The 12,718-nt window shown below is 73.9% G+C and carries 7 protein-coding genes; 6 read left to right on the forward strand and 1 reads right to left on the reverse strand.

Annotated features, from left to right (window positions below):
* The 6 genes from OFY01_RS10100 to OFY01_RS10125 all read left to right on the forward strand — a co-directional run.
* Positions 1 to 1,524, forward strand: a 1,524-nt coding sequence (locus OFY01_RS10100; RefSeq protein WP_266598449.1) for a hypothetical protein, incomplete at its 5' end; no start/stop codon positions are given.
* Positions 1,525 to 1,555: 31 nt separating this feature from the next.
* Complete coding sequence (locus OFY01_RS10105) at positions 1,556 to 2,758, forward strand: acyltransferase family protein (RefSeq protein WP_266598451.1); 1,203 nt, start codon at positions 1,556 to 1,558, stop codon at positions 2,756 to 2,758.
* 55 nt (positions 2,759 to 2,813) lie between these two features.
* A complete protein-coding gene (locus OFY01_RS10110; protein ID WP_266598453.1) occupies positions 2,814 to 3,644 on the forward strand; it encodes a TylF/MycF/NovP-related O-methyltransferase in 831 nt (276 codons plus the stop codon).
* 119 nt (positions 3,645 to 3,763) lie between these two features.
* Positions 3,764 to 7,318, forward strand: coding sequence for a bifunctional glycosyltransferase/CDP-glycerol:glycerophosphate glycerophosphotransferase (locus OFY01_RS10115; protein WP_266598455.1), 3,555 nt, complete (start codon positions 3,764 to 3,766; stop codon positions 7,316 to 7,318).
* The gene (locus OFY01_RS10120) at positions 7,315 to 10,227 is read left to right on the forward strand and encodes a CDP-glycerol glycerophosphotransferase family protein (protein WP_266598457.1); all 2,913 of its coding nucleotides are present in this window, start codon (positions 7,315 to 7,317) and stop codon (positions 10,225 to 10,227) included. The genes OFY01_RS10115 and OFY01_RS10120 overlap by 4 nt, the downstream gene beginning before the upstream one ends.
* The gene (locus OFY01_RS10125) at positions 10,224 to 11,396 is read left to right on the forward strand and encodes a glycosyltransferase (protein WP_266598459.1); all 1,173 of its coding nucleotides are present in this window, start codon (positions 10,224 to 10,226) and stop codon (positions 11,394 to 11,396) included. Before OFY01_RS10120 ends, OFY01_RS10125 begins: the two co-directional genes overlap by 4 nt.
* A 75-nt stretch (positions 11,397 to 11,471) precedes the next feature.
* On the opposite strand, the gene OFY01_RS10130 is transcribed toward OFY01_RS10125, so the two are convergent.
* On the reverse strand, positions 11,472 to 12,718 hold a 1,247-nt coding region (locus OFY01_RS10130), incomplete at its 5' end, for a CDP-glycerol glycerophosphotransferase family protein (protein WP_266598461.1).

Raw genomic sequence — 12,718 nt, forward strand, 5'->3', positions numbered from 1 at the left:
CGCGCCGCCCGCACCCGCGCGCCCGACCTGGTCCTGCTGGTCGTCGCGCTCGCCCTGGCGGCGGTGGCCTGGCGGCTGCCGTGGATCGGCGACCTGGGGCAGCACGTCGCCGTCGTCGACCGGCTCCGCCACCATCTGGTGGACCCGGGCAGCCCGCTGGTCGACCGGCCCGGCTCCAGCCCGTACTACACGCCGTACACGGTCGGCGCGGCGCTGTTCGCGCGCCTGACCGGGCTCGGCACCTTCCGCGTGCTCGCCCTCGCCGGGGCGGCCGACGCCTTCGTCCTGGTCGGCGGCGTCCGCGCCCTGGTGCGCGCGTTCACCGCCCGCCGCTGGGCCCCGGTGCTCGCCGTGGTGTTCCTGCTCGTCCTGTGGGGCCGCAGGCTCCTCGTGTGGAGCGGCACACCGTCCCTGGTCAGCCTCGGCGTCGCCATCTCCTACCCGAGCACCCTCGCCCTCGGCCTCGGCCTGCACCTGTGGGCCCTCCTCGCCCGCCGCCGCGCCTCCTTCCCGCGCTGGGCCCTGATCGGTGTGGTCGCCGCGCTCGTCGTCCTCGTCAACCCGGTCACCGCGGTCGGCGTCGGGGCCGGGGCCGCGGCGCTCACCGTGGCCGGGCGGCGGCCGACGCGGCGCGACGTCGCCTGCTGGGCGGCGGGCGCCGCCGTCTGCGCGGCCCTCCTCGCCTGCTGGCCCTACTACAGTGTGGTCAGCCTCGCCGGAGCCTCACAGCTCGACTTCTTCCACGTACGCCAGTACTGGCATCCGCTGAGCACGTACGGGCTCGCGCTGCTCGGGCTGCCCGCGCTCGCGCTGCGCCTGCGGCGCACCCGGCGCGACCCGCTGGCCCTGGTCCTCGCCGCCGAGACCTGCGTCGTCGGCTACGGGTGGGTGAGCGGGCACTACACATGGGGGCGGGCCATCCCGTTCGCCGTGCTCGCGTTGCAGTGCGCGCTCGCCGTCGAGGTGTGCGAGCGGTGGGCGTCCGGCGCGGCGGCGAGACTGGCCTGCGCCGTGGTCGCGGCGGCCACCTTCCTCGGGGCCTGGACCCAGTCGAGCGCGGTGCTGTACCTGGTGCCGCGCCGGCTCGTGCCCGGCGTCCTGCTCGACCACATGCAGCGCCGCACCCTGTGGCACGGCTACCCGTGGGCCGAGCCGTACCTGCGCTACGGCGACGTCGTCCTCACCGACCGGTACCGGCCCCTCCACATCCTGCCCGCCTACGGCGTGTACACCGTCAGCCCGGCCTGGCCGCAGCCCGAGATTCCGCACGCCGAGGCCGTCCGCCGCCGCGACGACTCCCGCGCCGCTGCCGACCCCGCCACCGCCCCCGCCGAGCGCGCCCGGCTGCTGTGCCGGTGGCACGTCGACTGGCTCTACCTGGAACCCGACCAGCCGGTCCCCGCGCCCTACCGGGCCACCGCGTACGGGCCGCGCGGCGCCAAGCTCGTTCGCGTCGCCGACGGCGCGGGCGCGTGCGGGACCGCCGGACCGCGCCGCACCACACGAAGGGGCGACGGCCAGTGACCGAGTCGACGTGCGGGAGGTTGGTCCCTGGATGCTGACCACGAAAAGCCCCCTTGTCCCCCGTCCCGCCCGCACCGCCCGCGCGCGCCTCGCCCCCCGTCTCGACTCGCTGACCGGACTGCGCTTCATCGCCGCGTTCGCCGTGTTCACGCACCACTTCACCGGGCTGAGCGCCCGGGGCGGCATCGCGCACGCGCCCGTGCTCTTCCCGTACTCGACGATGGGCGTCAACGGCGTCGGGTTCTTCTTCGTCCTGTCCGGTTTCCTGCTGACGTGGGGCCACCGCGTCGGGGCGTCCGCCAAGACGTTCTACTGGCGCCGCGTCGGCCGGATCTGGCCGCTGCACCTGGCGGCCGCGCTGCCCTGCCTGTGGGTGTTCCACCGGTGGGGGCACGTGCCCTGGGACCCGCTGAGCTTCTTCGCCTCGCTGCTGCTCGTACAGACCTGGCTCCCCGGCGCCGTCCCCACCCTGCCCGGCAACCCGGTCTCCTGGACGCTGAGCGTCGAGGTGTTCTTCTACCTCCTGTTCCCGCTGGTGATCCGCGCCGCCTACCGTCTTCGCACCCGTAGCCTGCTGGCCCTCGCGGGCGCCGGGCTCGTCGCCATGTGGGCGGTCAACTGGTGGACGGCCACGCACCTTTCGCCGTCCATGAGCGCGTGGGTCATGCGTAACCCGGTGACCCGGCTGCCCGAGTTCCTCCTCGGCCTCGCGCTCGCCCTGGCCATCGCGCGCGGACTGCCGCTGGCGCCGCGCCCGGCGCCGGTCGCCCTCGTCTTCGCCGCGTACACGGTCGTGTACGTGCACCGGGGCGCCTGGCTGCCCGGTACCGTCGTCGACCAACTCGACTGGACCGTACGCCCGTTCGTGGCGCTCTTCTCCGTCCTCGTCATCGTCGCGTACGCGCAGCGCGAGCGCGCCGGGCGGCGCGGCCTGCTGTGCACGCCGCTCATGGTGCGGCTCGGCGCCTGGTCGTACGCCTTCTATCTGCTCCACCAGACCGTCAACCACCTGATCCTCGACCGCTGGGGGCGCCCCGCCCCGACGAACCTGTCGGTCTTCACGCTGCTCGGCGTCGCCACCCTGGTCGTGGGCCTGTCCTGGGCCGCGTACACGTACATCGAGGAACCCGCCAGGCGATGGTGGAACCACCACCAACCCGCCTGGGGCGCCGCAAGCACCTCAAACACCGCGAGAACCTCAAGCGGTGCAAGCGCCACAACCTCCCTGAAGTAAAGCAGAATTGACGGTTTGTGACAGTGGGGGCGAATGATGCCTAGGGTCGCGCCCCATGGCATGGAAGAGAGTTGTCAACACCGCACTGAAGACGATCACCGGCTACCACCTGACCCGCCACCCGCAGGTGCCCGCCCAGCGCACCCGGGCGCCCGGACCGCGACCGGCGCCCGCCGCTTCCCCTCCCGGGCCCGCGAAGCCCAAGGAACGGGCGCTGCCCGCCGACTACGACGACGAGGCCAAGGAGACGATCCGCGCGGTCACACCGTGGACCATGACCTCCCCCGAGCGCCTGAACGCCTTCATCCTCGCCACCCGGCACGTCGTCCGCCACGGCATCCCCGGCGACATCGTCGAGTGCGGTGTGTGGCGCGGCGGTTCGATGCAGGCGTGCGCGAGGACGCTGCTGCACTGCGGCGCCACCGACCGCGACCTGTACCTGTTCGACACGTACGAGGGCATGACCCCGCCCACCGACGAGGACCTGCGGCGCGACGGCAGGGCGGCCGCCGACCTCCTCGCCGCACAGGGCAAGGACCGGCCCATCTGGGCCGTCGCCACCCTCGACGACGTCAAGTCCGGCTTCGAACAGGTGCCTTACCCCGCCGAACGCGTGCACTACGTGCGGGGCAAGGTCGAGGACACCGTCCCGGGCCAGGCGCCCGAACAGATCGCCGTCCTGCGCCTCGACACCGACTGGTACGCCTCCACCAGGCACGAACTCGACCACCTCTATGACCGGTTGGTGCCCGGCGGCGTCCTGCTCATCGACGACTACGGCTACTGGCAGGGCTCGCGCCAGGCCGTCGACGAGTTCCTCGAACGCACCGGCGAACGGCTGTTGCTGCTGCGCATGGACGAGGGACGCATCGCCGTCAAGCCGTGAGCGTGACGGGAGGCCGCGCGTGATCACTCGTACGGCGCACTCCGAGTGACCCGTGGCAGTGACCTCTGTTGTTCACGAGTAGGCCTCCCGCAGTTCTCCGGAAGGATCGTGCGCAGCGCATGACAGCCCGACTCTCCGTCGTCGTACCCATCTACAACGTCGAGGAGTTCCTCGACCCGTGCCTGCGCTCGCTGGCCGGGCAGACGGTGCGCGACCTGGAAGTCGTCATGGTCGACGACGGCTCCACCGACGGCAGCGGGGAGATCGCCCGCGCGTTCGCGGCGGACGACCCCCGCTTCACCCTCATCAGCCAGGAGAACGCCGGTCTCGGCGCCGCCCGCAACACCGGCGTCCGCCACGCCGCCGGCGCCCACCTCGCCTTCGTCGACAGCGACGACATCGTCCCCGCCGACGCCTACGAACGGATGCTCGCCGCCCTGGAGCGCACCGGCTCCGACTTCGCCACCGGCAACGTGTACCGGCTGCGCGCCGACGGCAGCCAGGTCCAGTCGCCCATGTTCCGCAAGATGATGGCCGAGGACCGGGACGCCACCCACGTCACCGACGACTGGTCCCTGCTCGGCGACCGCATCGCCTGCAACAAGGTGTTCCGCCGCGACTTCTGGGAACGCGGCCGCTTCGCCTTCCCCGTGGGAATGCTCTTCGAAGACACCCCGGTCATGGTGCCCGCCCACTTCACGGCCCGCAGCGTCGACGTGCTGAGCGAGCCCGTCTACCTGTGGCGCGACCGCGACGGTTCCATCACCAACCGGCGTACCCGGCCGCGCGCCGTACAGGACCGCACCACCGCCGTGCTCACCGCCAGCGGCTTCCTCGCCGACCGGCTCGCCGAGGCGCGCGCCGCCAAGGACAAGCGGGCGGCGGACCGCTGGCGGGAGGGCAAGCGCCGCTACGACTCCTCCGTGCTCAGCGGCGACCTGTGGCTGTTCATGCAGGCCCTGCCGGACGGCGACCGCGCCTTCCACGAGGCGTTCCTCGACCGGGCCCGAGCCTTCGCCGACACCGTCGAACCCGCCGTGCTCGACGAACTGCCGCTCTTGCTGCGGGTGAAGTGGCATCTCGTCCGGCACGCCGGGATCGACGAACTGCTCGCGTTCATGGCGCACGAGAAGGCCCACCCCGGCGCGTTCACCGTCCGCGGCCTGGCCCGCCGCCGCGCCGAGTTCCCCGGCATCGAGCTGCGCGCCCCGCGCCGCGTCAGCACCCTCACCCGCTCCGACCTCCCCCTCAACGCCCAACTCACCCAAGCAGGTTGGGACGAGGACGGCATGCTGCGGCTCAAGGGGTACGCCTACGTGCGCAACCTGCCGGCGGGACGGGTCAAGGCGCGCGCCCGCGTGGCCTGGCTGCGCGCGGGCAAGCGGCGGGCCGTGCCGCTGAGGCTGCGTACCGTCCGCGCCCGCGAGGCCACTTACCGCTCCCGGCAGGGCCTGCACAACTACGACAGGGCCGGGTTCGAGACCACCGTCGACCCGCGCAGACTGCTCACCGGGCGCCCCTCCACCACCTGGCTCCTGGAGATGGCGGCGGCCGGCGGGCTGCTGCCGCGCACCGGCCCGGTGCGGATGACCGAGCCGTGCCCGCTGCCCGTGCGCTACCTCGGCGACTTCCAGCGGGTCGTACCCACCCTGTCCAAGGGCCGCCTCCGGCTGCGCGCCGAACTCCTCTCCGCCCGCCTCACCGGCCACACCGTCGAGGGCGACGAACTGTGCCTGGAGGGCGAGCTGGCGCCCGGCGCGCCGGGCGGTGTCGCCGCGCTGCGCGTCGAGCACTGGCGCACCAAGGAGACCCACGACCTGCCCGTACGGGCCGAAGGCCGCGTATTGCGCGCCCGCGTCCCGCTCGACCTGCTGCGCGGCGGCGGTACGCACGACGCCGTCGACGACCCCGAGGCCGACACACCCGGCCGCGCCTGCCCGTGGGGCGTCGGGCTGGTCCGCGGCGAGCAGTGCACACCGCTGCCCGTCCCGGTCGACATCGCCCCGGGCCACTACGGGCTCGGCGGCGGCCGCGAACTGATGGTCCTCGCCAACCCGTCCGGCAACACCGAACTGCGCGACCAGCCGGTACGCCCCGTCGCCGACACGCTGCGCTGGCAGACCGACGCCGACGGGACGCGGGTGCTGTACGTGGCGGGCGACTTTCCCCAGGCTGTGGACGGCGGCGAGCGCGAACTGCTCCTGCGGCACAGCGGGCACGAGGAGGAGGCCGCGGTCCCCGTCGCCCTCGCCGACGGCCGCTTCGAGGCGACCCTGCGGCCCGGCGCCGTGCCGGGACCCGCGGGGACGCTGCCGCTCGCCGAAGGCCGCTGGTACCTGTCGCTCGGGGCACCCGGCGACAGCGACCCCGAGCGGCGCGTACCGGTCCTCGTCGCGCCCGCGCACCACGCCACGCTGCCCCTGACCGAGCACATCGGAGGCCGTGACTTCACCGTCGAGCGCCGCCACCACGACTGGCTGCTGCTCGTCTCGCACTCCGCGCTGCCCGAGGCCGACCGGGGAGCGGCCGGCCAGGCCGAACTCCGCGCCCGCTACGCGCGATGGCGTGCCGAGCCGCGCCACGACACCGTCGTGTACAGCAGCTTCGACGGCCGCCAGTACTCCGACTCGCCCCGCGCGATCCACGAGGAACTCCTCCGCCGGGGCGCCGCGTTGGAACACCTGTGGGTCGTCCGCGACCAGCAGGTCGAGGTGCCGCCCACGGCCCGGCCTGTGGCCCTGTGGTCGGCCGAGTGGCACGAGGCCCTCGCCCGAGCCCGGTACGTCGTCACCAACACACAGCTGCCCGAATGGTTCGAGCGCGCCGAGGGCCAGTACGTCGTCCAGACCTGGCACGGCACCCCGCTCAAACGGATCGGCCGCGACCTCGCCGACACGCCGTCCGCCGACGCCAGGTACATCGCCACGCTGCCCGCCCGCGCCGACCAGTGGTCGCTGCTCGTCTCCCCGAACAGCTTCTCCACCCCGATCCTGCGCGACGCGTTCGGCTACACCGGCGACGTGCTCGCCTCCGGCTACCCGCGCGGCGACGTGCTGCACGCCCCCGACCGGGCCAAGCTCGCCGCCGAGGTGCGCGAACGCCTCGGCATCCCGGAGGGCCGCCGCGTCATCCTCTACGCCCCCACCTGGCGCGAGAACCAGCCCCGCAGGTCGGGGCGGTACGGCCTCGACCTCCAGCTCGACCTGGAGGCGGCGCGGGCTGCGCTCGCCGGGGACCACGTGCTGCTCGTCCGCCGCCACTACCTGGTCGGCGGCGCGGTCCCCGTCTGCGACTTCGTACGGGACGTCAGCCGCCACCCCGACGCGGCGGAGCTGCTGCTCATCGCCGACGTCCTGGTCACGGACTACTCCTCGATGATGTTCGACTTCGCGCAGACGGGCCGCCCGATGCTCTTCCACACCTACGACCTCGACCACTACCGGGACACACTGCGCGGCTTCTACTTCGACTTCGCCGCGCAGGCGCCGGGGCCGCTGCTGCGCACCAGCGACGAGGTGATCGGGGCGCTGCTCGACCCGGACGCGGCCGTGGCCGGGCACCGGGAGGCGTACGCGCGGTTCCGCGAGGTGTTCTGCGACCTCGACGACGGCACCGCCGCCGCGCAGGTAGCCGAGGCGATGCTCGGGCACGGCCGGGACGGGGGCCGCCGATGAGCACGAGGACGGGGGCCGCACCGGCCGAGCTCTTCGACGTCAGCGTCGTGGTCGACTGCCCCGCGGGCACCGATCCGGCGGCGCTGCGGGCGACCGTCGCCTCCGTGACGGCCCAGACGCTCGTCGGGACGGAGGCCGTGCTCGTCGGGGACGGCGCGGCGCAGGCCGGGGGCGCGGATCTGGCGGCCGACCAGCCGCACCGCGTCCGGGTCGCCGACGCGCCCCGCGGCACGTACGTCCTGCCGCTGACCCCCGGTGAGCGCCTCGAACGCGACGCCTGCCGCAACCTGTACGCGGCGGCCCGCCGCACCGGCGCGGACCTCGTCGCGGGCCGGTGGACCCGCAAGGCCGCCACCGGCACGAAGGAGCACGCCCCGGCGTGGCAGGCCGGCCTGTACCGCAGGTCCCGCGTGCTGACGGACGTGGCCGAGGCCCCCGAACTGGTCACGCGCGACGCGCTGGAGGCCGGGTACTGCGTACGCCGCACGCTCCTCGACGCCGTACGCGGTGCGGGAGACGCCGGGGCCGCACCCGCCCGGACCGACACGCCGCACCGCGGTGCCGCACCGCCCGCCCCGCCGCCCCGGGCAGCCTATGGCCCGAGCCGGCGCGGCTGTCCGGACGGGTTCGCGTCGGCTCTCGCCGCGGCCCGGATCGCCCTCGTGCCCAACCTCATCACCACCGGGCGGGCCGCCACCGATCCGCTGCGCGGACTGCCGGAGGCCGTCGGTGCCCAGCGGCGGGCGCTCGCCGCGCTCGACGACCCCGAGCTGCGCGGGCGCCGGGCGCACGCGTTCCTCGTCGACCACGTGCTGCCGTGCGCCCGCGCGTTCCTCGGCACCACCCGCCGGGAGCGGACCGAGCGGGCCGCCGCCTACGCCCAGCTGCTCGACGGGCTCGTCCGCGACGACGCGCTGCACGACCTGGCCCCGCTGGAGCGGATCGCCGTGCGGCTGCTGGCCGACGGCGACGCGGACGGCGTCCTGGCCGCCGCGTACGCCCTGGAGCACCCCGGCACCGTCGTGACCCCGCTGGTCCGCGACGGCGGCCGGGTGCACTGGAGCCCGCTGCGCGACGGCGCCGACTACGACGTCACCGAGCTCGGCCACCAGCACCGCGCCCTGGGCAGCCTCCACCTCCTCAACCGTGTCACCCGCTGCGCCCGCGAGGGCGGGAAGCTGGTCGTGGAGGGAGAAGTCGCGGTGCCGTTCGCACTGTTGGACGGCACCGACACCGGCCCGCGCCTCGTCACCGCGGGCCTCGCGCTCACCCCGCGCGGCACCGGCAGCGGCGAGCGCGGCGACGGCGGCAGGGCCACCTTCCCCGTCGACGACCTGCGGCTCAAGCCCGACGCCGTCGCCTGGCGGGCCGACCTGCCGCTCACCCGCGACCTGCGCCCCCGCGGCATCGGCGACCGCGTCTGGGACGCGCGGCTCCTGCTCGGCATCGACGGCGAACGGCTGCCCGCCCTGCGCCTGTTCGCCGAGAAGGAGACCGTGCCGGGCCGCGAAGCCGCGCTCCCCGCCCGCCCCCGCCTCACCCGCCTGACCGCCGACACCTGGCAGCCCTACGTCACCGCGGGCCACCACCTCGCCCTCGCCCTGCTGCCCCGCCGCCGCCCCGCCCGCCTGACCGACCGCGCCACCCGCTACGTCCTCACCTTCCGCCCCGCCCGCGCCGTCAAGCGCACCTGGCGCCGCCTCCGGAAGACGTACGAACGCCTCAACTCGCAGCGTGTCAAGCTCCGCGTCTACCGCAAGCTGCTCCTGCGCCTGCCCGTCAGCCGCGGCACCGTCGTCTTCGAGAGCCACATGGGCAAGGGCTACAGCGACAGCCCGCGCGCCGTCCACGAGGAACTCATGGCCCGGCGGCGCGGCGTGCGCGCCGTGTGGTCCTACGCCACCTCGCCCGCCGGGTTCCCGAAGGACGCGAAGCTCGTACGGCGCTGGTCCTGGCGGTATCTGTGGGCGCTGGCCCGCGCCGAATGGTGGGTCGACAACCAGGGCTTCCCGCACGCCCTGGACAAGCCGAAACACACCACCTACCTCCAGACCTGGCACGGCTCCGCCTACAAGCGCATGGGCAACGACGAGATCCGGCACAAGACGCAGAACGCGCCCCAGCGAGCGAAGCTCGCCCGCGCGATCGACCGTTTCGACCACTTCCTCGTCCGCTCCGAGCACGACGTGAACACCCTCGCCCGCGCCTACCGCATCCCCGAGGACCGCCTGCTGCGCATCGGCTACCCGCGCAACGACCGCCTCGTCGCGGCCCGCGCACGCGACGAACGCGAGGGCCGCTTCCCGCGCCCCGCCCTCGCCGCGGACCTCGGCATCCCCGACCACCGCACGGTCGTCCTCTACGCCCCCACGTTCCGCGGCAGCCCCACCTCCGGGACCGGCACCAGCACCCGCGCCGGCAGCCAACTGCCGCTGGACGTACAGGCATTCGCCGAGGAGTTCGGCGACACGCACATCCTCCTGGTACGCGCGCACTACACACAGACCGCCACCCTCCCCCTCACCCCGCCCGGCACGGTCATCGACGTCTCCGCCCACCACGACGTCAGCGAACTCCTCTGCCTCACCGACGTGTTGATCACGGACTACTCGTCGATCATGTTCGACTACGCGCTCCTCGACCGTCCGCTCATCCACTTCACCCCCGACCTCGACACGTACGTACGCGAACGCGGCAGCTACTTCGACCTGCGCGAGCGCGCCGGGGGACCGGTCGTCGACACCCAGCACGAGCTGCACCGCACCCTCGCCGGGATCAAACAGGCCGACGGCGACTGGCAGAAGGCGCGACGCGAGTTCGCCGCCACGTTCGGCACGTACGACGACGGGGGCGCCGCCCGAGCCGTCGTGGACGCGCTCTTCACGCGAAAGGCAGGCGGCAGGCCATGACGGCGACCTCGGCGCCCACGGCGGCGACCCGCACCCGCGATCTCTTCCTCATCGGCAACACCACCGACGAGCTCGGCGGCGTCACCGCCTGGACCCACCAGATGGCCCGCCTCTTCACCGCGGCGGGCCACCGGGTGCACGTCATCGGCGTGTACGAGCACGAACTGAAGATGCCGCTGCCCGCCGACCCCGGCTACCGGATCACCGCCCTCTACCCGTCCCACCCGCCGAGCCCGCGCACCCTGCGCGGCACCGCACGCCTCAACCCCGCCGCACGGCGCCGCGAGGCACGCCGGATCGACGGGCGGCGACAGGCGTCGGCGCTGCTCTCCTCGCTCTTCCGGGAGGCCGGGCCCGGCGCCGTCGCGATCGTCACGCAGGTGTGGCCGATGGAGTGGATTCGCGCCGCCGACACCGCGGGCGTCCGCCTGATCGGCATGAGCCACGAGTCGTACGCGTACACGAGGGCCTGTCACCGCTACCGGTCGGTCAAGCGCGACTACCCGCACGTCGACCGGTGGGTGGCGCTCACCCAGGAGGACGCCGACGACTGGATCGCCGACGGCCTGAACAACGTCGGCGCGATGCCCAACGCCCTCGCCCACCTGCCCGCCGTGCCGTCGCCGCGCACCGAGAACGTGGTCTGCTCCATCGGCCGCCTCGCCGACCAGAAGGGCGTCGACATGCTCCTGGACACGTGGGCCGAGGTCGCCCCGGACCGGCCCGACTGGCGGCTTCACCTGTACGGGGCCGGACCCGACGAGGCCGAACTGAAGGCGCGGTGCGCCCGCCTGGGGCTCGACCGTTCGGTGGAGTGGCGCGGCCGCACCGACGACGTACAAGGCGCCCTCGCCGGCTCGTCCGTCTTCGTCCAGTCGTCGCGCGGCGAGGGCTTCCCGCTCGCCCTGATGGAGGCCATGGCGAACGCCGTGCCGTGCGCCGCCTTCGACTGCGCGCCGGGCGTGCGCGAGATCGTCAGGGACGGCGAGGACGGGCTGCTCGCCCCGGTCGGCGACGTCGACGCGCTCGCCGACCGGCTGCTGCGCCTCACCGGCAACCGGCGGATGCGCGACACGATGGGGGAGCGGGCGCGCGAGAACGTGCAGCGGTTCTCGCAGGAGAAGGTGCTGGGGATGTGGGAGGACCTGTTCGCGCTCCTTGAGAGGTGAGCGCCGTGGGACCGGGACGACCGGGCCCGGGACGAGGGGAGAGGGACCGGGAACGTGCCCGGTCCCTCTCGCACCTCACACGCGCGCGGCCCCCGCCGCCCCGCTCTGCTGCCGCGGCACCCACGGTGAACCGCCGTCCGTGTTCCTGTCCTCGCCCCCGGGCCGCTCGCCCAGCACCACGTGCCGCACCACACGCTCCGCCGCGCGCCCGTCGTCGTACGGGCAGAACCGCGCACGGAACGCCGACCGCAGCTGCCCGGAGCGCGAGCCCCGCCAGTGCCCGGTCGCGAAGATGTCGATCAGCTCGTCCTCCGAGCGGGCCACCGCACCGGGCGGGAACGTCCGCAGGTCGAAGTAGGTGCCGCGGGCCGCCTCGTAGGCATCCCAGTCGTCCGCGTGGATCACGATGGGCCGGTCGAGGCACGCGTAGTCGAACATCAGCGACGAGTAGTCCGTCACCAGCGCGTCCGAGGCGACACAGAGCGCCGTGACGTCCGGGTGGTCCGACACGTCGACGAGCCGGCCGTCGGCGCCGGGGCGGGTCAGCGGGGCACCGTACGCGGGGTGGGAGCGCGCCAGGATCATGAACCGCGGGCCCAGCAGGCGTGCCACCCGCTCCAGGTCGAGCGCGAGACGCTGGGAGACCCGGTAGTCGCGGTGCGTGGGCGCGTACAGGATCGCGGTGGTGTCCGGTGGGATGCCGAGCCCGGCCCTGATGCGCTCCCGGTCGTCCGAAGACGCCGTCAGAAGAAGGTCGTTGCTGGGCTGCCCGTATTCGAGCGTCGCGTACGAGGACGGGTACACCCGCTCCCAGACGAGGGTGGAGTGGCGGTTGGCCGACAGGACGTAGTCCCATTTGTCGACGTCGGCGAGGAGCGCGTCGAAGTCGGTGGAGCGGGCCGCCGCCGGGTGTTCGAGCAGGTCGAGGCCCATCTTCTTCAACGGTGTGCCGAGCTGCGTCTGGACCACGACCTGGCCGGGCCGCTTGACCATCCGCCGGTCGAATCCGGTGTTGCTGACCAGGTACTTGGAACGGGCGAGCGCCGTCCAGTACGCGGCCGTGCCCGGCGCGATACGGCGGGTCGCCGCGGGGATCGTGTGGTGGTGGCGCGGGTCGGCGATCCAGGCGGTACGCACGCGCGGCGCGTACGTGCGGAACGCCACCTCCAGGGCTCCCGGGCCGCAGCCGTGACCGTGGGACCTGTGTCCGGTGAAGACCGCCTCCGTCTGCCGTACGGGGAGGAGGAGCTGGACGCGGTAGTGGAGGCGCAGGGCGGCCGCCGCGACGGACCGGCGGGCCGCCGTCGCCGCGCGGCGCGGCA

The sequence above is a fragment of the Streptomyces beihaiensis genome (genome assembly GCF_026274175.1).
In the GTDB taxonomy this organism is placed as follows: Bacteria; Actinomycetota; Actinomycetes; order Streptomycetales; family Streptomycetaceae; genus Streptomyces; species Streptomyces beihaiensis.

Bases quoted from the DNA above. Each gene is read 5' to 3' on its own strand.
- OFY01_RS10105 (WP_266598451.1), top strand. From the start codon at position 1,556: ATGCTGACCACGAAAAGCCCCCTTGTCCCCCGTCCCGCCCGCACCGCC.
- OFY01_RS10110 (WP_266598453.1), top strand. From the start codon at position 2,814: ATGGCATGGAAGAGAGTTGTCAACACCGCACTGAAGACGATCACCGGC.
- OFY01_RS10115 (WP_266598455.1), top strand. From the start codon at position 3,764: ATGACAGCCCGACTCTCCGTCGTCGTACCCATCTACAACGTCGAGGAG.
- OFY01_RS10120 (WP_266598457.1), top strand. From the start codon at position 7,315: ATGAGCACGAGGACGGGGGCCGCACCGGCCGAGCTCTTCGACGTCAGC.
- OFY01_RS10125 (WP_266598459.1), top strand. From the start codon at position 10,224: ATGACGGCGACCTCGGCGCCCACGGCGGCGACCCGCACCCGCGATCTC.